The organism is Thiovibrio sp. JS02 (assembly GCF_053485635.1).
The window spans coordinates 1,716,737-1,735,545 of record NZ_CM130715.1; the positions used below are offsets into that span (position 1 = coordinate 1,716,737).

The 18,809-nt window shown below is 60.7% G+C and carries 18 protein-coding genes; 2 read left to right on the top strand and 16 right to left on the bottom strand.

The genetic code is table 11. From position 1 onward, the window contains the following. Window positions 1–43: 43 nt before the first annotated feature. The 14 genes from ACUUL3_RS07985 to ACUUL3_RS08050 all read right to left on the bottom strand — a co-directional run bounded on the left by ACUUL3_RS07985 (window position 44) and on the right by ACUUL3_RS08050 (window position 16,561). Window positions 44–1,981, bottom strand: a complete 1,938-nt coding sequence (locus tag ACUUL3_RS07985) for a PAS domain-containing sensor histidine kinase (protein WP_448556193.1) — start codon at window positions 1,979–1,981, stop codon at window positions 44–46. Window positions 1,982–1,999: 18 nt separating this feature from the next. Then, on the bottom strand, window positions 2,000–4,183 hold the full coding sequence (locus ACUUL3_RS07990; RefSeq protein ID WP_448556195.1) for a TSCPD domain-containing protein: 2,184 nt from the start codon (window positions 4,181–4,183) through the stop codon (window positions 2,000–2,002). A gap of 288 nt (window positions 4,184–4,471) precedes the next feature. Further along, on the bottom strand, window positions 4,472–6,553 hold the full coding sequence (locus ACUUL3_RS07995; RefSeq protein ID WP_448556197.1) for a PAS domain-containing sensor histidine kinase: 2,082 nt from the start codon (window positions 6,551–6,553) through the stop codon (window positions 4,472–4,474). Next, complete coding sequence (gene der / locus ACUUL3_RS08000) at window positions 6,546–7,886, bottom strand: ribosome biogenesis GTPase Der (RefSeq protein WP_448556199.1); 1,341 nt, start codon at window positions 7,884–7,886, stop codon at window positions 6,546–6,548. Before der ends, ACUUL3_RS07995 begins: the two co-directional genes overlap by 8 nt. A 21-nt stretch (window positions 7,887–7,907) precedes the next feature. Further along, entirely contained in the window at window positions 7,908–8,936 is a 1,029-nt protein-coding gene (locus ACUUL3_RS08005) for an aminoglycoside phosphotransferase family protein (protein ID WP_448556201.1), read from the bottom strand. A 10-nt stretch (window positions 8,937–8,946) separates the two neighbouring features. Beyond that, complete coding sequence (locus ACUUL3_RS08010; protein WP_448556203.1) at window positions 8,947–9,843, bottom strand: nucleotidyltransferase family protein; 897 nt, start codon at window positions 9,841–9,843, stop codon at window positions 8,947–8,949. Window positions 9,844–9,930: 87 nt separating this feature from the next. After that, on the bottom strand, window positions 9,931–10,770 hold the full coding sequence (locus ACUUL3_RS08015) for an LpxI family protein (RefSeq protein WP_448556205.1): 840 nt from the start codon (window positions 10,768–10,770) through the stop codon (window positions 9,931–9,933). Further along, window positions 10,754–11,560, bottom strand: coding sequence for an acyl-ACP--UDP-N-acetylglucosamine O-acyltransferase (lpxA, locus tag ACUUL3_RS08020; protein WP_448556206.1), 807 nt, complete (start codon window positions 11,558–11,560; stop codon window positions 10,754–10,756). The genes ACUUL3_RS08015 and lpxA overlap by 17 nt, the downstream gene beginning before the upstream one ends. Before the next feature lie 68 nt (window positions 11,561–11,628). After that, window positions 11,629–12,075: a 3-hydroxyacyl-ACP dehydratase FabZ gene (gene fabZ / locus ACUUL3_RS08025; RefSeq protein WP_448556208.1), complete on the bottom strand. Its 447-nt coding sequence runs from the start codon at window positions 12,073–12,075 to the stop codon at window positions 11,629–11,631. Between the two features lie 69 nt (window positions 12,076–12,144). Beyond that, complete coding sequence (gene lpxD / locus ACUUL3_RS08030; protein WP_448556210.1) at window positions 12,145–13,209, bottom strand: UDP-3-O-(3-hydroxymyristoyl)glucosamine N-acyltransferase; 1,065 nt, start codon at window positions 13,207–13,209, stop codon at window positions 12,145–12,147. A 161-nt stretch (window positions 13,210–13,370) separates the two neighbouring features. Beyond that, entirely contained in the window at window positions 13,371–13,655 is a 285-nt protein-coding gene (locus tag ACUUL3_RS08035) for an integration host factor subunit alpha (RefSeq protein ID WP_448556212.1), read from the bottom strand. Between the two features lie 59 nt (window positions 13,656–13,714). Continuing rightward, window positions 13,715–15,007, bottom strand: coding sequence for a phosphopyruvate hydratase (gene eno, locus ACUUL3_RS08040; RefSeq protein WP_448556214.1), 1,293 nt, complete (start codon window positions 15,005–15,007; stop codon window positions 13,715–13,717). Between the two features lie 59 nt (window positions 15,008–15,066). Then, window positions 15,067–16,278 (bottom strand): type II secretion system F family protein, encoded by a 1,212-nt coding sequence (locus ACUUL3_RS08045; RefSeq protein WP_448556216.1) that lies wholly within the window; start codon window positions 16,276–16,278, stop codon window positions 15,067–15,069. Between the two features lie 94 nt (window positions 16,279–16,372). Then, a complete protein-coding gene (locus ACUUL3_RS08050; RefSeq protein WP_448556218.1) occupies window positions 16,373–16,561 on the bottom strand; it encodes a hypothetical protein in 189 nt (62 codons plus the stop codon). Window positions 16,562–16,606: 45 nt separating this feature from the next. Here ACUUL3_RS08050 and ACUUL3_RS08055 point away from each other — a divergent pair, with 45 nt between their 5' ends. Beyond that, window positions 16,607–16,870: a PxxKW family cysteine-rich protein gene (locus ACUUL3_RS08055; protein WP_448556219.1), complete on the top strand. Its 264-nt coding sequence runs from the start codon at window positions 16,607–16,609 to the stop codon at window positions 16,868–16,870. Window positions 16,871–16,958: 88 nt separating this feature from the next. On the opposite strand, the gene ACUUL3_RS08060 is transcribed toward ACUUL3_RS08055, so the two are convergent. Then, entirely contained in the window at window positions 16,959–17,501 is a 543-nt protein-coding gene (locus tag ACUUL3_RS08060) for a hypothetical protein (RefSeq protein WP_448556221.1), read from the bottom strand. A gap of 62 nt (window positions 17,502–17,563) precedes the next feature. Beyond that, on the bottom strand, window positions 17,564–17,851 hold the full coding sequence (locus ACUUL3_RS08065; protein WP_448556223.1) for a transcriptional regulator: 288 nt from the start codon (window positions 17,849–17,851) through the stop codon (window positions 17,564–17,566). A gap of 131 nt (window positions 17,852–17,982) precedes the next feature. Here ACUUL3_RS08065 and ACUUL3_RS08070 point away from each other — a divergent pair, with 131 nt between their 5' ends. Further along, entirely contained in the window at window positions 17,983–18,795 is an 813-nt protein-coding gene (locus ACUUL3_RS08070; protein ID WP_448556225.1) for an AAA family ATPase, read from the top strand. Window positions 18,796–18,809: the final 14 nt, after the last annotated feature.

Sequence of the window (18,809 nt, forward strand, 5' to 3'; positions counted from 1 at the left end):
GTGAACTCTCCGCGCAGGCAGTCGCAAAGCTGGTCCGCTCATTTCAGCCGGGGATCACCGCCGGAAAAACGAGGACAAAGGAGGCGCCGCCCCCCGGCCTGCTTTCGCACTTGATCGCCCCCCACAATTTTTGGGTGACGATGTTATATACAATATGCAGCCCCAAACCGCTTCCCCCTTTTTCGCGGTTTGTCGTGAAAAACGGATCAAAGACATGGCGCACCTCCTCTTCGTGCATGCCCTTGCCGTCGTCGCTGTAACGGAAGTGCACGTTGCCCCCGCTGAGGGCGACGTCGAAGCGCAGGCAACCGGCCTCGCCCTCGCGGTAGGCATGGGTGATGGAGTTGGTGATGAAGTTTGTGACGATCTGGGAAATGGCGCCGGGGTAGCTGTTGAGGGCCAAATCCGCCGGGCAGTTGATCTCCAGGCGGTGCGGGGTGTTTTTCAGGATGGGCCTCAGGCTCAGGCAGACCTCCTCCAGATATTCCGCGAGGAGAAAAGTCCTCCTGCCCTCCCCGGACTGGTCGATGGCCACCTGCTTGAAGCTCCTGATCAGGGCCGCGGCCCGGTTCAGGTTGGAAAGGATCAGCTTGGCCGACTCCTGGCTCACTTCGAGATACCCAGCCAGGTCGCTCCGTTTCATGCGTCCCTCCGCGTGGAGAGCGGCAATGGCCCGGGTCTCCTTGGCCAGATACGAAGCAGCCGTAACGCCGACTCCGACCGGGGTGTTGATCTCGTGGGCCACTCCGGCCACCAGATCGCCCAGGGCCGCCATCTTTTCCGAATGGACCAGCTGCGCCTGGGTCTGTTCGAGCTGCCCCAGGGTTTCCCGCAGTTCCTGATTGGCGGCGTTCATGCGGGCCGTCCGCTCGGCGACCCGCTGCTCCAGGGTATCGGTAAGCTCAAGGAGATCGTGCTCCGCCTGTTTGCGCAGGGTGATGTCCTCGAAGACCACCACGGTGCCGACCACCCGCCCCCGCTCCTCAATGGGGGAGCAGAGGAACTCCACCGGGAAGACCGTGCCGTCCTTCCTGCCGAAGTACCCTTCTCCGGCCCGCTTCATCTTGCCGCTGGTGTATGCCCGGCAGACCGGGCACTCCTCCCCGGAATAGCCCGCGCCATCCCGGCGGACATGGTGGCGGAAGTCATGCAGGCCGTTGCCGATCAGCTCGTCCTCCCGAAAGCCCAGCATGTGCTGGGCCGCGAGGTTGACAAAGGTGACGCGGCCCGCGTCGTCCACCCCGTAGATGCCCTCGCCGGCGGAGTTCAGGATCAGCTCGTACTGGCGATGCAGTCGGGCCAGCTCCTCCTCGGCGGCGTTGCGCTCGCTCACCTCGTTGCGCAGCAGCCGGTTCGCCTCCTCAAGATCGGCGGTACGGGCGAGCACCCGGGCCTCCAGTTCATCCTGGGCCGCGGCAAGCTGTTCTTCCGTGGCGAGCCGCAGGCCGATCTCCCGTTCCAGCGGGATGATAGCCAGCCGTTTCAGGGTATACCAGGCGGCAATTCCGGCGATGGCCGTGAGCAGGCAGGAGGCAAGACCCAGCTGCCAGCGCAGTTTGCGAAGAAGTTCCTCCACCGCCAGGGAGGAGGCGGTAAGCTTCAGGGTCAGCAGTTCCTTGTCCTGAAAGGAAACCTTCCGCTCGACCCGGAAGGTCTCCCCGCTCGCGACCGGCCGCTGCAAGGAAAGAAGCTCGCCGCCCGAGGGCAGAACGGCGGCAAGCCGGACCACCTCGGGATGCTCGTCGCCCCACTGGCTCAAAAAACGGCTTATCCGGAGATGGTCGTTGGCCAACAGGGGATCGCGCAGGGAGAGCGAAATGAGCTGCAGGTCGCGGCGGATCTGGTTTTCGGCCTCGGCGAGGAGAAAATCGCGCTGGTGCCTGGCGATGAGAATGTCCGTCAGGATCAGGAAAAGCAACAAGACGGCCATCAGAGAGATGACCGCCTTGTTGTATTTGCCCCGTTGCCGAGCCGGTTGCATGAAAAGGATCTTCCGCCCTTAACAGGAAGAGTAGCCGCAGCTCACGCACTGGTTGCAGCCGCCGCTGCGGCGCAGGCTCAGCTTGCCGCAGGCCGGGCAGGAGGAGTAGGAGGAAGGCTCGACATAGGGTTCCGGATCGGCATCCACCTCGTTTTCCGCGCTCTTGTCAAGCACCTTGGCAAGAGCGGCCGGGATGGAGTAGACCCTGCCCAGGGAGCCGCTGATCCAGGCGCCGTCCGAGGAGATATCCTCCAGAGTGCGGGCGATTTTGCCGACCAGCCGGTAATCGTGCTGCAGGGCCACGGAGATCACCCGGCCCAGGGCCTCGCTCATCCCGTGCAGGGTCGAGCCGGACTTGGTGGTGTTCAAAAACACCTCGCGGACATGGCCCTGCTTGCCCTTGTTGGCCGTGATGTAGAGCGGCGCCGGCCCGCGGAACTTGTAGGTACTGCCGCTGCGCACGTCGAGATCGCAAAACTCGCAGATCGTCTCGGCCTTGCCGGCATGGTCGCTCAGGACGCCCTCCATGGAAGAATCGCGGAACATGGTGATGCCCTTGAGGTTGCTCTTGCGGGCGTACTGGAGGATCTTCTTGATTTCAGGCACCGTGGTGTCGGCGGGCAGGTTGATGGTTTTCGAAACCGCGGTGTGGTTGAAGGCCTGGCACGCTTCGAGGATCCTGATCTGCTGATAGGGCTCGATCTTGTGCGCGGTCTGCCCGGCGACCCATTCGAGCTTCTCCTCGTCGTACTGGTAGAACTCCAGGGGGACCAGGGTGAACTCCTTCCAGGAATCGTCCACATCCTTCACCTTCCGGCGCTGGATCATGGAGAAGTAGGGCTCGACCCCGGTGCAGGAGACCCGCATCAGCTGGGAAATGGAGCCGGTGGGGGCCTGGGAGGTGGTCACCGAGTTGTAGAGGCCGCCGAGCTTGCGCAGGGTGGCGAAAAGACTGCCGGTCCGCTTGAGCCATTTCTCCTTGTCGGGCATGTCCGATTCGATGAAGGCGATGGCCTCGCTGTCGATCTTATCGACATAGCTCATGTTCCATTCCTGGGGGGTGAGCTTTTTCTTCTTGCCTTCGTTCCTGACGAACTCGCCGTAGTCGAGGCTGCCCTGCATGGACCCGAGCATCAGGGCGAGCTGGGTGGCCTTGGCGAAAAGCGGCGCCTCATGCTCGTCGGCATAGGAGACATCAAAGTGGTTCATGGCGTAATGCAGGCCGGTAAAACCGATGCCGATGGGCCTGAACTTCAGGGTATTCTTCCTGATCCGCTCGATGGGCGGGAAGCCCCCCAGTTCGAGGATCTCGTTGCCGGCGATGGCGGCAAGCCTCGCCGCCTCGAAAACCTGATCAAGATATTTGCCCTTGTCGTCGGCAAGACACTTGGGCAGGCAGACGGTGAGGAGATTGCAGGCGGTGTCCTTGGTGGAGAGATACTCGCCGCAGGGATTGGAATAGACCGGGTTGTGTTTGGCCGGCACCGGAGTGTTGGCCAGGCTCTTGGCGGTGAAGAGCAGGCCGGGATCGCCGGACTTCCAGATGTATTCCGCGACCAGATCGACCATCTCCTCGTTGTCCCAAAACTTCTCGTCGGTGACATTGAGGGAGACATTGCAGCCGGTGTACTGGCCGGGATTGTCGCCCTTGAAGGTGACGAACTCCTTCACGTCCCTGATGTCCCAGTCGGCCTGGATCATCAGGGCGCCGCGACGTTTGCCGCCCTGGCTGATGCGGGCGGAAAGGTGGGAAAAGCCCTTGGCAAAGGAGACCGGACCTGAGGCAAGGCCCTGGCCGTTGTCGACGATGGTGCCCTTGGGGCGGATCTTGGTCACGTCGATGCCGCCGCCGCCCGCATGCTGAAAGATGCTGACCAGATCGCGCTCCATGGCGAAAATGGCCTCGGTGGAATCCTCGACGTCGCCCAGGGGATAGCAGGAGTAGTAGCCTGCCCGCCGGGTATAGGGGTTGCCGCCGTTCATCAGAAAGGGGGTGGCGGTGATGATCCTGCCGTGCACAAGGGCCTTGCCGACCTCGGGATGCTTGAACTGCTTGCTGACCCTGAGCAGCACCTGGGTCATGTCCTTCTCCATGGGAACACCGGTCTTGTTGTTGCGGACCGCATATCTGGCCTGCACCAGATATTCCTCAAAGCGTTCCCATTCCTTCAACGCATCGTCAAAGCTGATTGGCAATTCCATCGCTTACACCTCGGGGAAAAAGTCTTGATTGGTACGGAATAAAACGGAAGGCCGCGAAAAACACCGTGTTTTTGCAGCCTGCGGACGAGACAGGATGTATCGTCAATTTTCATCCATTGGCACATTTGCAGTTGTGAAAAAGGTCGCGGGACGGACTTTTTTCATGCCATGCAAGATATGGCGCACCAGCAACAGGTGCGACCACAAGATGTTGTGTAATGATACATAAAGAGCAGGATCTCTGAAACACTTTTTTTCAGAAAAAAACAGAGGGGGAAAAGGGCACGTTCAGACGCGGACTTGCCGCTGGGAAAGGGGGAGCTGGATGATAAAAATGGAGCCCTCGCCGGGCCGGCTTTTGGCGGTGATCATCCCGCCGTGCCGGGCAACGATTTTCTCGCAGGTGGTGAGTCCCACCCCGGAACCCTCATGCGCCCGGGCGCTGTCCAGCCGCACAAAGGGCCGAAAGATCCGGGCGGACTCCTCCTTGCTGAAGCCGATGCCGTTGTCCCGCACCGTTATCTCGCAGAGGTTGCCCGGCAGGGTCCTGCTGCGCACCTCCACCAGGGGGGGAATATCTTTTTTGCTGTACTTCAGGGCATTGCTGATGAGATTTTGAAAGAGCTGCCGCATCTGGGTGGGATTGCATTCGACGGCATGCAGCGCGCCCACCGTGATCGTTCCCTGACTCCGATGGATTCTCTCCTCAAGGTCGGCAAGCACCTCGGCGAGCAACCGATCGAGGGCCACGACGGCAAAAGGCTGCTCGGCGCTGTCGACCCTGGCAAGCTGCAGGATATCGTTCACCAGCACCTGAAGCTGGCGGGCGGCCTTGACAATCCGCCGGAGGTACTCTTCCGCCATGGAATCGAGATTGTCCCGGCACCTTGCCAGCAGGCGCTCGGCAAAGGCGACGATGAGAAGAAGCGGCTCCTTCATGTCGTGGGAGGCCACCTGGGCAAACTGCTCCAGCTCGGCATTGGAACGGCTCAGGCTCGCGGTCAGCCTTTCCAGGGCCTGCTGGGCCTGCTGCCGCTCCGCCACCTCCAGGAGCAGCTGTTCGTTGACCAGCTTCAGTTCCAGGGTTCTTTCGTCCACCAGCTCCTCCAGCCAGCTCCGGTATTCCGCCAGCTCCCCTTCGATCCTGACGAGCTTGCTGACATCGGAGAGCACCCCGTCCGCATACTCGCCTGCCCGCGAGTAGCGGGTAGGCCTCGCCCGATCGTGTACCCAGATCCAGGCCCCGTTTTTCCGGCGCAGCCGGTAGCGGAGATTCAGCTCCTTGCCTTTGAGAAAGAGCTGGGCATACCGCGCCCGCACCATCTCCCGGTCGTCGGCATGGATATTGGCGAATCTGCTTTTGCCCAACAGTTCCGCCGCTTCGTAGCCGCTGATTTTTTTGATGTTGTGGCCCAGAAAGAGGATGTTTCCGTCCCGGTCCGCCCGCCAGACAACATCGGGAACGTTTTCGATCAGGGTGCGGAACTTCTCTTCGCTCTCCTGCAGGGCCTGCTCCACCCTTTTCTGCTCGCTGATATCCTGGATGATGACAATGCCGCCGGGGAACTCGCCGCTCAGGTAGCCCAGGGAGGTTCCGTTGACCAGGACGGTTCTGGGCTGCCCTTTGACACTGATGGCAAGCTCGATATTGGAAAAGGAGGTGTGATTGACAAGGGCGTCTTCCAGGGGGCAGGCGCCGCAGATCTCCTGGCCCAGCACCTGGCTGCAGGATTTCCCGAGCAGGGTCTCGCGCCGCACCTTGAAAAAATCCTCAAAGGCGGTGTTCACATCGAGGAAACAGAGACGCTGGTCAATGATGAAGGCAGGCTCGCCCATCTTGTAAAAAATGGTGGCGTAGCGCCGTTTCTCGTTCAGGATAAAGTGTTTCGCCTCCCGCAACCTGAGCTGGAAGGAGTTGGCGTCATCCCTGAGCCAGCGGACCGCGGCCGCCTGTTCCAGATGGTCGAAAAAAACGGCGAGCCCCTGCCGCAACGGCGGAGATTCCTCCGGATTCTGGGCAATCCTGTCGAGGGAAACGAAAAGGGCGCGGCGGAGGCATTTCAGGAGCGGAAAAAAAACGGCAAAGGAGGTCTCCTTCCGCCGGAATGAGGAGACGGCGGCAAGGCCGAGTTCGGTACAGACTTCGGCGGAGGGCCCGCGGGCGGAGTGCCGGCCGTCGTCCTTCGGAAACTCCGCGAGAAAGATGGCGAGACTTTCGACAAGCCGGGGCAGCCAAAAGCGCCACAACCCTTCCTGCCGGGCAAGGTGCCAGCCGTATCCACTTTGCTCCGCAACGGCTGCCAGGAGGGCGAAAGCCTCCTCGTCGTCGCGCAACAATCTGAGATACCGGCCGAGCAACCCTTCATCCATATTGTTTTCGCTGCCTTTCCTTCAGTAATATCCGGATGGGGATCTTGTCCAGCTTGAGACCGGCCCGAAACTGGTTCACCAGATACCGGTGGTAGGAGAAATGCACCCCCTTGGGGTAATTGGCGAAAATCACAAAGGTGGGCGGCTTGGAAGAAATCTGGGTCGTGTAGTAGAGCTTGAGCCTGCGCCCCTTGTGCATGGGCGGATTATGCCCCTCCATGGCCGCCTGCAGGATCCGGTTGAGCTGGCCGGTGGTGAAGGAGCTGCTGTACTGCCGGTAGATCTTCAGCACCGTGGGCAGCAGATTCTTGATCCCGGCGCCGGTCAGGGCGCTCACGGTGAGGACCGGCGCGTACTCGACAAAGCCGGTGGCCCGGCTCACCTCTTCGAGCACCTGCTTCTGCCGCTTGGTGTCGCCCTTGAGCAGGTCCCATTTGTTGACGAGGATCAGGCAGGCCCGACCGCGCTCAAAGGCATAGCCCAGCACCTTGGTGTCCTGCTCGGTGACCCCTTCGTCGGCGTCGATGATGATCAGAACCACATCGCAGCGCTCCAGGGCGCCGAGGGCCTGCATGACGCTGAACTTCTCCAGTTTTTCCTGCACCTTGCCCTTGCGCCGGATCCCGGCCGTATCGATGAGCAGGTAATGCTGCTGGCCCACCGTGATCAGGGAATCCACCGAATCCCTGGTGGTGCCGGGCACATCGGAAACCACCATGCGCTCTTCGCCGACCAGCCGGTTGATCATGGAAGATTTGCCCACGTTGGGACGGCCCAGGCAGGCGATGGCGATGGTGTCCGCGGGCAGCTCCTCCGCCGCCGGGAACACGGGGAGTTCGGCCAGCAAGGAGGCGAAAAAGGTCTTCACCCCATAGCCGTGCGAGGCGGAGATGGGCCAGAGCCTGTCCACGCCGAGTTCGTAAAAGGGCGGCACCAGCTGCTGCTCAAGCTCCGGGCTGTCCACCTTGTTGACCAGGAAATAGACCGGCTTCTCGCTGCGGCGCAGGTGGTCCGCCACCTCGTGATCCTCGGGCATCAGGCCTTCCTTGCCGTCCAGCAGGAAGAGGATCACGTCCGCCTCGCGCATGGCCTGCATGGTCTGCTCGCGGATCAGGCCGGCCATCATCTCGTTTTTGTCGCTTTCAAGGCCGCCGGTATCGACGAGGATGAAGACCTTTTCCTCCAGGGTCACCTGTTCGTAGTGGCGGTCCCGGGTCACCCCGGGGGTGGGGTCGACAATGGCCTTCTTGTTCCTGGCGAATCTGTTGAACAGGCTCGATTTGCCGACATTGGGACGGCCGACCAGAGCCACGATGGGATAGCGTGTCTGCATGTTTACCTGAATTGTTGACTGCTAAAGTTGCAGGGAATTTCCTACCTGTTCCACCACCCCGCGCAACAGAGGGAAATCCCTGCCCTGCGGCGCGGTGAGGTGCTCATAAAGGGTACGGCTGGCAGGCACGATGAACTGCCGGAAAAACGCTTTCCCCCTGTTTTTGGAAAGAAAGGCAAAGGCCCCGAGGATCTGCAGATTGCGCTGCAGCGCCATGTAGTAATATCCCTCAATGAATCGTGCCCGGTCAAGGGGAATATGGCCGGCCAGGGCGTCGAGATACCAGGAGAACACCTGCTGCCGCAAGGCGTCCGGCAGTCCCACGTAGGGATCGATGAGCAGGGAAGCCAGGTCGTAGCCCAAAGGCCCGAGCCGCGCCCCCTGATAATCGATGATCCGGATTCCATCCGCATGGACCATGAGGTTGCGGGACTGAAAATCCCGGTGCAGCACATAGTCGGCGGGCTCACGGGCCGCCCGCCCGGCAAGGCGGACAAATTCGGCGGACAGGCCGCCGGGGACCGTCAGGCCGAGGAACTCCTCGCAGAGCGCCTTCTGAAAATAGCCCGACTCCCGGGCGAGCATCAACTCCGCGTCATAGCGGGGCGTGTCGTAGCACCAGGCCGGGTCAAAGCCATGGCGGGCCTCGGTCTGCAAATGGGCCAGGGCGGAAACCGCCTGCCGGTAATACCGCGCCACCACCGGGGCGGAGACCCCCTCCTGCCGGACCAGATCATGGAGCTTGCGGTCGCCCAGATCCTCGAAGAGGATGAGGCCGCTTGCCGGGGCAAAGCCGTAGATTCGCGGCACCGCGACGCCCTGTTGCCGGAAATGGTTGCCCAGGTCACGGGCGGCCACGGCCTCGGCCATCCCCTGCGGGTGGTCGAGGTTGGGCAGCACGGCCAGGAGAGAAACCCCGCCGGCGCTCAGACGGCAGAACCTGCGGTCCGAGCCGTCACCGGCCATCCTGCCGACGACCCGGAACTCCTTGTCGAGCCCCTGGGCCACGAGAAGCGCCCGCAGCTCTTTTTCCTCTTGCGCGTTGAACACGGAATCGCCCCTAAGTGATGATGGTATCGCGGAAAACGCCGCCGGCCGGCACCTCGGCCCCGTCCCAGACCACCACCCGGCTCAGGGAAGCGTTGGCCCCGACCCGCGCCCGGCTGCCGACGGCGACCCAGTCGTTGAAGGCCACACCCTCCCCCACCTGCGCCCGCGGGCTCAGGAAAAAAGGGCCGGCCCCGTTCCAGGCGAGATGTGGCAGCAGCCGGCGGCCGGAGAGAAGCCCGGCATGCAGCTCCAGATAATCCTGGGGGGTGCCCATGTCGGTCCAGTAATGGCCGCGGACCACCTGGGCCTGAATCCGGCCGCCGGCGGCGAGCAGGGCCTGGTAGCAGTCGATGATGTTGAAGAACACTCCCTGCGGAATCAGGGCAAGCACCGCCGGATCGATCACCTGGATGCCGGTGAAGGCGAGAAGCCGTTCGCCTTTTTGGGCGTCAGCCTGGCGGGCAAAGCCAAGGATCCGGTCCCGGCCGTCGACCAGGACATTGTTGAAGCGAGGGCAGTCGTGGAGCACCATGGAGACCTGGGCGTCCGAGGCCAGATGCGCCCGATGGATGCCGCCAAGGTCAAGATCGTGGACAATGTCGCCGTTGACCGCCAGAAAGGGGGTGTCGCCGAAGTGGGGTTGCGCAAGGCGCAGGCCGCCGCCGGTGCCGAGCTCAAGTGTTTCCAGCTGGACAAAAACCTCGGCCCGGCCGACGCAGAAATCGGCAATCTGCTCCCGCAGATGGTGGGCGTTGACCACAATCCGTTCCGCTCCGCAGCTCTTGAGCTGGGCAAGGGTGTGGCCGAGCAGGGGCGTGTCGAGCAGGGGAAAAAGCGGTTTAGGTCGCTTGATGGTGTAGGGACGCAGCCTGGTTCCCAAACCGGCGGCCAAGACCATGGCATTCATAGACGAAACATCCTGAAAAAAATAGTGTTCAGAACCGGGCCGCCTTCCGGCCAGGAAAGACTCCCTGAAAAGAGAACAGCGGCAAGCCTAGAAGGAAAGCGTGCCGTCGGGCTGCTCTTCCACCCCGATCACGACGATGCCCGCCTGATCCGCCTTTGCCAACACGGCCTCACGGTCAAAGAGCAGGGCCTGCCCGGTTTCCACGGCCAGCACCGCCGCTTTGACCCCGGCCATGGTCTCGATGGTTTTCACGCCGATGGCCGGCAGGTCGAAACGGAAATCCTGCTTGGGCTTCTTCAGCTTGACCACCACGGTCTTTTCCTTGCCCAGGCCGCCGCCCCGGGCAATGGCCGCGTCGGTGCCCTCGATGGCCTCGACGGCCAGGACGGTCCGATCGCGGACCACCACGCACTGGCCGATATCAAGGGCGCCGATGGCGCGGGCGGTGCGCCAGCCGAAACGGATGTCCTCCACCTGCTCGGCGGAAGGCTTCCTTCTGCTCAAAATTCCCTTCGGAAAGAGCAGCTCCGCAAGATAGAGGGTCGAGGGCAAAACCCTGATCCCCTCTTTTTCAAGCGCCGCGGCCACGGCCCGCAGGATCGCGTCGTCCTGGCGAACGTCGATTTTGTTCCAAAGGGTGAGCCCCTTGAAATCCGGCCAGACATCCTTGAAGATCCGTGTCTTGGTGATGGTGCCCAGAAAAACCGTTTCGGAAACCCCATGCTCCCTGAAAAAGGAGATGATCCTGCCCAGCTGGCCCAGCTTGACCCAGCAGAAACGATCGGCGATCTCCTCAAGCTCCGGCCAGGACTCACCCTGATGGGCGACGATCACCACCAGGCGTCCCGCCTTTTTCGCGGCCTCGGCGAACAACTTCGGAAACTGACCGCCGCCGGCGATGATTCCGATGCTACTCTTCGTCGTCATCACCGGCCATGCGGACGACGCTGCGGTTCGAGGTCTTGAAAAAGTTCACCAGCTTGGCGACCGGCTCGCAATCCGGGATCTCGTCCAGGGCCTTGCTCAACGCTTCCTGGAGCAGCAACTCCGGGGTCCGGAAGATGATCCGGTAGGCCTGCATCAGCTTCTTGATGGTCTCGGCGTCAAACCCTGCCCGTCTGAGGCCGATGCGGTTGATGCCGGTCACCCGCATCTGGTTCCTGATCCCGGCCATGATCACGTAGGGCGGCACGTCCTTGCTCACCCCGGACATGCCGCCGATGTATGCGTAGTCGCCGATGCGGGTGAACTGATGCACGGCGGTGAGCCCGCCGATGATCACCCTTTCCCCGATCTCGACATGGCCGCCCAGGGTGGCGGCGTTCGCCATGATCACGTGGTTGGCCACGATGCAGTCATGGGCGATGTGGGTATAGGCCATGAGCAGGTTGCCGCTGCCCACGGTGGTGACCCCGTGGCCGCCCGGGGTGCCGCGATGGATGGAGACATATTCGCGGATCTGGTTGTCGTCGCCGACGACAAGGCGGGTATCTTCGTTATGGTACTTCAGATCCTGGGGCGGGCCGCCGATGTTGGTAAAGGAGCCGATGGTGTTGCGCTCGCCGATGGTGGTATGGCCGGTCACCACCGCGTGGGGGCAGATAACGCAGTCCGCGCCGATCACCACCCCCTTTTCGATGACGGCATAGGGGCCGACCGTGGTGGATGGATGCACCGTCGCGCCAGGGTCCACGACTGCAGTAGGATGTATGTTCATGGGATATTCGCTTTGTTGATTTTTTTTCAGGGGAACAACGGATCAGCTTTCGGCATGACCGCGGATTTTCAACCGAAGGTGGCCATCAGCTCGGCCTCGCAGACAAGCTTGCCGTCGACAAAGGCCTTGCCGCCCATCTTCCAGAACCTCGTCTTGCGCTTGGTCACGGTGAGCTCATAATGGAGCTGGTCGCCGGGCACCACCCGCTGCCGGAACTTCACCTCGTCGATGCCGGCGAAATAGACCAGCTTGTTCGCCACCGCCTCGGGATCGGTGAGATAGGCCAGGATCGCCCCGACCTGCGCCATGCCTTCCAGGATCAGCACCCCCGGCATCACCGGCTGCCCGGGGAAATGCCCCTGGAAAAAATTCTCGTTCATGGTCACGTTCTTGTAGCCGTTGATGGACTCGCCGGGGGTGATGCCGGTGATGCGGTCCACCATGAGAAAGGGATAGCGGTGGGGCAGGATCTTTAAAATCTCGAGAATATCAAGTTGCTTCAGTTCCGAACTCATGGGTTCTCCTCGCTCATTGTTCAGGCAGCGCCGGCAGGCCGGGTCCGCCCAGGTCCGTCGGCCCTCTTCTCAGCCCTTGTCGCCGGAAGGCTCTTCCTCCGGGTGCCGGCTCAGCGCCGCCACCCTCTTTTTCAGTTCCCGGATCTCCTTCACCAGTTCCGGCAGTTTTGCATAGGCGGCGCTGGCGCGCAACCAGGTTTTATGGGGAATCGCCGGAATCCCCGCGACAACGGTGCCGGGCTCCAGATCGTTGTGCACCCCGGACTTGGCCGCGACCATCACCCGGTCGCCGAGATGAACATGCCCGCCTATCCCCACCTGACCGCCCATCACCACGCCGTTGCCGGTGGTGGTGCTGCCGGCGATGCCGACCTGCGCGACCAGAAAAGAGCCCTCGCCGATCACCACGTTGTGGCCGAGCTGGACGAGGTTGTCGATCTTGGTGCCCTGCTTGACCCGGGTTCTTCCGAAGGTGGCCCGGTCGATGGTGGTGTTGGCGCCGATTTCCACATCGTCGTCGATCTGCACTATCCCCACCTGCGGCCGTTTCAGATGGCGGCCCCGCTCGTCGGTGGCGTAGCCGAAGCCGTCGCTGCCGATGACCGCGCCGGCGTGGATGATGACCCTGTTGCCGATGAGGCATTTATTATAGATCGTCACATTGGCATGCAGCACCACATCGTCGCCGATCACCACATCGTCGTAGAGAACCGCGCCGGGCTGGATGATCACCCGCCGGCCGATCCGGACCCGGTTGCCGATGGCGACCAGAGGGCCGATGGATACCTCCTCGCTGATCTCGCAATCGCGGCCGACAACGGCCCGGCCATCAATGCCGGCGGCGACAAAGGGCTCCTCAAGAAAAAAGGTGTGGAGCCGGGCCACGGCAAGATAGGGATTTTTCACCCGGATGGCGGGCAGCGGCACGTCCTTGACGGCAAGGGGGACGATGAGGGCGGCAGCGGCGCAGCCGGCCAGAGCCGCGGCCCGCTTTGCGTCCACGACAAAGGAGATATCGCCGGGCCCAGCACCGTCAAGATCGGCGACCCCGGAAATCAGCAGTTCCGGATCGCCGGCAAGTTCGCCGCCGACCATGGCGGCCAGCTCGACAAGTTTTTTCTTCTCTCCGACCATACAACCCTCCCGGAAAACCTTTTGCCGCCGGGGAGCCCCCCCCGTCACGGCAAACCAAGGAAAAAAAAGACGGGTTGTCTCCTCTTGTCAAGGAAAAACAACCCGTCTCAAGACACTTAAGGCAGCATCTCTTGCATGTACGAAGCGCCTTGGCGCCGCCGTTACTCTCCGTTGATCCTGGAACGGAGTATCCCTGACGGCTTAAAGGTGACCACCTTGCGCGCGTCGAGAATCAACTCATCGCCGGTCTGGGGGTTACGGCCCCGCCTGGCGTTTTTTTCCTTCACGTTGAACTTGCCGAAGCCGCTGATCAACAAATCCTCGCCGTTGCGCAGACAATCCTTGGCAATGCGCAGGAAGGCTTCGACGGTTTCCGCGGCCTGCGCCTTGGTGAAGTTATGATTCTGATAAACCTTCTGGACCAGATCCGCTTTTGTCAGGGTCATGGGGCACCCTCCTTTCTATTCTAATAAGGTGATAACCTTGTCCAAATATCCAATAATTGTCAAGAGATATATTTAAGGGCCGCCTTACCCGCATACCTGGCGGCCGCTCCCAGCTCATCCTCGATGCGCAGCAATTGGTTGTACTTGGCGACCCGGTCGGTGCGGGAAGGTGCCCCGGTTTTGATCTGACCGGTGTTCAAGGCAACGCTGAGGTCGGCGATGGTGGTATCCTCGGTTTCGCCGGAACGGTGGGAAATAACCGAGGTGTAGCCGGCCCGGTGCGCCATCTCCACGGCGTCGATGGTTTCGGTCACCGTACCGATCTGATTCAGTTTGATCAGGATGGAGTTGGCCACGTCCTCCTTGATGCCCTTGGCCAGGATCCTGGTGTTGGTGACAAAGACATCGTCGGCAACCAGCTGCACCTTGTTGCCCAGCTTCTTGGTCAGCTTCTTCCAGCCGGCCCAGTCGCCTTCGGCAAGGCCGTCCTCGATGGAAACCAGGGGGTATTTCTTCACCCAGTTCTCATAAAAGGCGATCAGTTCATCGGCGGACTTGTTTGGCTTCTTTTCCGCCGCGAGCACATAGCATTTCTTTTTGGCGTCATAGAGCTCGCTGGCGGCGACGTCCACGGCGATGTGGATATCCTTGCCCGGCTTGTAACCGGCCTTGACGATGGCCTCAAGCAGCGAATCCATGGCCTCTTCGTTGGAACGCAGGTTGGGGGCGAAACCGCCCTCGTCGCCCACCGCGGTCTGATGGCCGGCCTTTTTCAAAACCGCCTTCAGGCTATGAAAGGTTTCCACCCCCATGCGGAGCGCTTCGGAAAAGGAAGTGGCGCCGGCGGGCATGACCATGAACTCCTGGATGTCGACATTGTTGTCGGCATGGGCGCCGCCGTTCAAGACATTCATCATCGGCACCGGCAGCACCTTGCCGTTGACGCCGCCCAGGTAGCTGTAGAGCGGCAGGCCGACTTCCTCGGCCGAGGCCCGGGCCACGGCCATGGAAACCCCGAGAATGGCATTGGCGCCAAGGCTTTTCTTGTTCTCGGTGCCGTCAAGCAACAGCATGGCATGGTCGATGATCACCTGCTGGGTGGATTCCAGGCCGACGATGCCCGGTCCGATCTTCTCGTTGACATTGGCCACCGCCTGCAATACGCCCTTGCCCAGATACCGCTTCTTCTTGGTATCGCGCAGCTCCAGGGCTTCACGGGTGCCGGTGGAGGCGCCGGAGGGCACCAGGGCGCGCCCCATGACCCCGGAATCCAGAAACACTTCGACCTCGACCGTGGGATTGCCCCTGGAATCCAGCACTTCCCGCCCCAAAACACCAATTATCTCTCCCATCTACGCCTCCACATCAGTTTAAATTCAAGAAAAACACTTTTGAATGAAATAGGTTGCCTTCAGCCACCAACCGCGCCGGCCATACTGAAGATCGGCAGATACATGGCCACGACCAGACCGCCGATCATGCCGCCCAGAAAGACCATCATCAGAGGCTCGATGGCCGCGGTCAGATTCTCCACGGCCTGATCCACCTCCTCGTCGTAAAAGTCGGCGATCTTGGTGAGCATGACATCAAGGGCGCCGGTGGACTCGCCGACATTGATCATCTGCACCACCATGCCGGGGAAAACTCCGGTTTCCTCAAGGGGTTCGGCAATGGCCCGGCCTTCGCTGATGCTGTCCGTCACCCGGAAGACCGCCTGCTCGATCACCTTGTTGCCGGCGGTGCGCGCCACGACATTGAGGGATTCCAGGATGGGTACGCCGCTCTGCAGCATGGTGCCCAGGGTCCTGGTGAACTTGGCCACCGCCACCCGGCGGAGCAGGGTGCCGACGATGGGCAGCTGCAAGAGCAGGCGGTCGATCTGCATGCGCCCCTTTTCGGTCTTGTAGATCTTCTTGATCGCATAAATCACGGCAAAGATCGCGCCGACCATGTAATGAAAATTCCCCTTCACGAATTCGCTCATGTTCACCACCATCTGGGTGGGCGCCGGCAGGGCGGAACCGAAATCCTTGAACATGGATTGAAAGACCGGCACGACGAAGATGAGCATGACCGCCAGGACCACGAAGGAGATGCAGATGCAGATGATGGGGTAGGTCATGGCGCCCTTGACCTTTTTCTTGAGCGCCATGTTCTTTTCCATGAAGGTGGCGAGACGGTTCAGGATGGTGTCGAGAATACCGCCGACCTCGCCCGCCTCCACCATGTTGCAGTAGAGATTGTCAAAGACCGTGACATGCTTCTTCATGGCGTCGGCAAAGGTGGTGCCGGTTTCGACATCGGTGCGGATCTCGCGCATGACCTTTTTAAAGGTCGGGTTCTCCATCTGCTCGCCGAGGATCTCAAGGCTCTGCACCAGGGGCAGGCCGGCGTCGATCATGGTGGAAAGCTGCCGGGTGAAGATGACCACATCCTTGCCGGTCACCTTGGGTTTGAAAAAATCGATATTCTCAAACATGTCCTTGGGCGCTTCCTTGACCAAGGAGGGGGTGATTCTCATCTTCTTCAGATAGGAGAGCGCCATGGCTTCGTTGGGCATCTCGATCTTGCCCTTGCGCTTTTCCCCGTAGGAATTTACTCCCTTCCAGACATAAAACGGCATAGCCCCTCACCTCATTTTCTGAATTGAATCAATACCTTTTTACTTATATATCAAGATTTTCCTAAAAACAATAGATAGATAGCGTTATTTCTCTTTAAAAATCATCCGGCTGTTTTTTTTCATCCCCTGCCCGCCGGGCGCCGCACCCGGGCAGGATGCGGCCTCCTCTTTTTTTATTGACACCAGGGGGTGAATCATTTAAATAAACTGCTTCTCTGCTATGCTCATTCGGCCCGCAGTTCATCGGAATGGCCGGAGGCGAAAAACCAATAACGGCACTCATGCATGCGCAAGGCTCCTGGCATGAGATTGTATAAGGAGGTTGAAAATGGCCAAGGCAGCACAAGATCCCATGACGAAATATAGCAGCGGCGAGTTCCAGCAAATTGACGAAAAATGCGAGGGCTGCGAACGCACCATTCAGGTGGAGTCGGCTAAATATTGCACCGCCTACACTGTTCCGCAGGCAAAGTGGCGCCTGGGCATCTGCAATTTCGCCACCCACGTCAAGCCGGAAATCGCGACCTCCACCATCAAGATCAACCCGCTGAAGGCATCCAAGCGCGCCGCCGCCAAGGGCAAGAAAAAGTAATCCTCTTCCCCGCCTAAAAAAAAGCCGAAGCCCCGTCTTTACCAGGCGGGGCTTTTTTTTATCCGCGCTGCCGGCACGATCGTCACCCTCATTGCACGACCGCCTTCGGATAGAGGGCGCTGAGCAGCTTTTCATCCTCCTTGATCTCCTTGAACCGCTCATAGGCATCCCTGAAATGCCCAGGCCGCAACGGATCCGCGTAGACCTTTGCCGCGGCCTCGGCCAGAAGCGCCTCCGAACAGTCGTAGACAGCCTGGAAGACCTTGTCGATGACCAACTGCGGCGCCTTTTCATAGGGCGGCGGGGCCTTGGTTATGGCGATGACCGCCTGCTGGAGGGTCGGAGCGGCAAGGAGCCTGAAAAGCTTCGGCGTATCGTAGATGTCCGCGGCGGCGAGCATCCTGTCGATGATGATCGCGTCAAGGGTCATCAGCCGGCTGCGGATACTTTCCAGATGGCCGTCCCCCTCCGGCTCCATGAGCAGATTGATATAGGGGGTGACCTCCTGGGCGGTCAGGGTTCCTTTCCTGAACGCGGCCTCAAGCCAGCGTATCTGCATTTCCGGACTGCGGGCGACAAAAGGCAGATATTTCTCATACCATTTCTTTTTCTTCACAACGTCCTTCGCCATAGCACCTCACCAAACTCCTTGGCAATCGCGGGAGACCAGGCCCGGAAAACCCGCCCCACTGACTATTCCACCCGAAAGAGCGGCTCCTCGATATAGGTTCCCTTGCAACGCGGGCAGTGGCCCGGCTTCACGAGCCGCTGCCGCTTGATAAACTTGAAACCGCAATCCCTGCAGCGGGCAGGGATCACCGTCAACCTTTCCCTGCCGTGCTGCAGCGACCTCCGGATATGGGCAAGATGCGCATACACCTCTTTTTCGCCGATCCGTATTAAACCAGAAATTTCCTTGGCGGACAACGGCCCTTGCGCGGAAAGCAGGTTCAGGATCATTTGCCGGGCGGTTTGACTCATGGGCAACTCCTTTATCCCTCATTATCCTTACTCCCTAGCCGGCGGCAAGGTATTTTCGCCGGCCCGGAAATTTCCGTTTGCCTCGGGGCCCATCGCGCCTTACTGTATTTTTGCAGAGCAAGGAGGCAATAATGCGCGGAAAAGAACTGAAGATCGAAGAGCATCTCATCGTCGAAAAGCCTTTTTACCTCGAACAGGGAGAAGAGCTTGCCATCGCCCGGGCGGCCTACCGCAACGGCCTGCCCATTTTACTGAAAGGGCCGACCGGCTGCGGAAAAACCCGTTTCATGCAACGGCTGGCCTGGGAACTGCGGCGGCCCCTGATCACGGTCTCCTGCCATGACGATCTTTCCACCAGCGATCTGGTCGGCCGCTATCTCATCAAGGGCGGGGAGGCGGTCTGGGCCGACGGCCCCCTCACCAAGGCGGTGCGGAACGGCGCCATCTGTTATCTCGACGAAATCGTCGAGGCCCGCAAGGACACCACCGTGGTGATCCACCCCCTTGCCGACGACCGGCGGGAGCTGCCCATCGAAAAGCTTGGCGAACTCCTGACCGCGCCGCCGGAGTTCATGATGGCCATCTCCTACAACCCCGGGTACCAGAGTGTGCTCAAGGACCTGAAGCAGTCCACCCGACAACGCTTTGTCTCCCTGGAATTCAGGTATCCGCCCAGCGACCTGGAAGCCGCCATCGTCAAGGAGGAATCCGGTCTTGACCAGGAAAGCGCGGAACGACTGGTGCGCCTGGCCGGCATGACCAGGAGCCTCAAGGACTCCGGCCTTCAGGAAGGGGCCAGCACCCGGCTTTTGATCCATGCGGGCAAACTGATCAAAAGCGGCATCGACGAACGCACCGCCTGCCGGGCCACCATTACGGAAACCCTCACCGACGACCACGAGATGCTGGCCGCCATCGAGGAAATGGTCAGCTCCCTCTTTTAAAAACGGTTGCCACC

Coding starts and splice junctions, on each gene's coding strand:
- ACUUL3_RS08035 (WP_448556212.1), bottom strand. CDS start 13,655: ATGACCCTGACAAAAGCGGATCTGGTCCAGAAGGTTTATCAGAATCAT.
- ACUUL3_RS08065 (WP_448556223.1), bottom strand. CDS start 17,851: ATGAGTCAAACCGCCCGGCAAATGATCCTGAACCTGCTTTCCGCGCAA.
- ACUUL3_RS07985 (WP_448556193.1), bottom strand. CDS start 1,981: ATGCAACCGGCTCGGCAACGGGGCAAATACAACAAGGCGGTCATCTCT.
- ACUUL3_RS08010 (WP_448556203.1), bottom strand. CDS start 9,843: ATGAATGCCATGGTCTTGGCCGCCGGTTTGGGAACCAGGCTGCGTCCC.
- ACUUL3_RS08060 (WP_448556221.1), bottom strand. CDS start 17,501: ATGGCGAAGGACGTTGTGAAGAAAAAGAAATGGTATGAGAAATATCTG.
- ACUUL3_RS08050 (WP_448556218.1), bottom strand. CDS start 16,561: ATGAGTGCCGTTATTGGTTTTTCGCCTCCGGCCATTCCGATGAACTGC.
- ACUUL3_RS08015 (WP_448556205.1), bottom strand. CDS start 10,770: ATGACGACGAAGAGTAGCATCGGAATCATCGCCGGCGGCGGTCAGTTT.
- eno (WP_448556214.1), bottom strand. CDS start 15,007: ATGGGAGAGATAATTGGTGTTTTGGGGCGGGAAGTGCTGGATTCCAGG.
- fabZ (WP_448556208.1), bottom strand. CDS start 12,075: ATGAGTTCGGAACTGAAGCAACTTGATATTCTCGAGATTTTAAAGATC.
- ACUUL3_RS07990 (WP_448556195.1), bottom strand. CDS start 4,183: ATGGAATTGCCAATCAGCTTTGACGATGCGTTGAAGGAATGGGAACGC.
- ACUUL3_RS08045 (WP_448556216.1), bottom strand. CDS start 16,278: ATGCCGTTTTATGTCTGGAAGGGAGTAAATTCCTACGGGGAAAAGCGC.
- ACUUL3_RS08055 (WP_448556219.1), top strand. CDS start 16,607: ATGGCCAAGGCAGCACAAGATCCCATGACGAAATATAGCAGCGGCGAG.
- lpxA (WP_448556206.1), bottom strand. CDS start 11,560: ATGAACATACATCCTACTGCAGTCGTGGACCCTGGCGCGACGGTGCAT.
- der (WP_448556199.1), bottom strand. CDS start 7,886: ATGCAGACACGCTATCCCATCGTGGCTCTGGTCGGCCGTCCCAATGTC.
- ACUUL3_RS07995 (WP_448556197.1), bottom strand. CDS start 6,553: ATGGATGAAGGGTTGCTCGGCCGGTATCTCAGATTGTTGCGCGACGAC.
- ACUUL3_RS08070 (WP_448556225.1), top strand. CDS start 17,983: ATGCGCGGAAAAGAACTGAAGATCGAAGAGCATCTCATCGTCGAAAAG.
- lpxD (WP_448556210.1), bottom strand. CDS start 13,209: ATGGTCGGAGAGAAGAAAAAACTTGTCGAGCTGGCCGCCATGGTCGGC.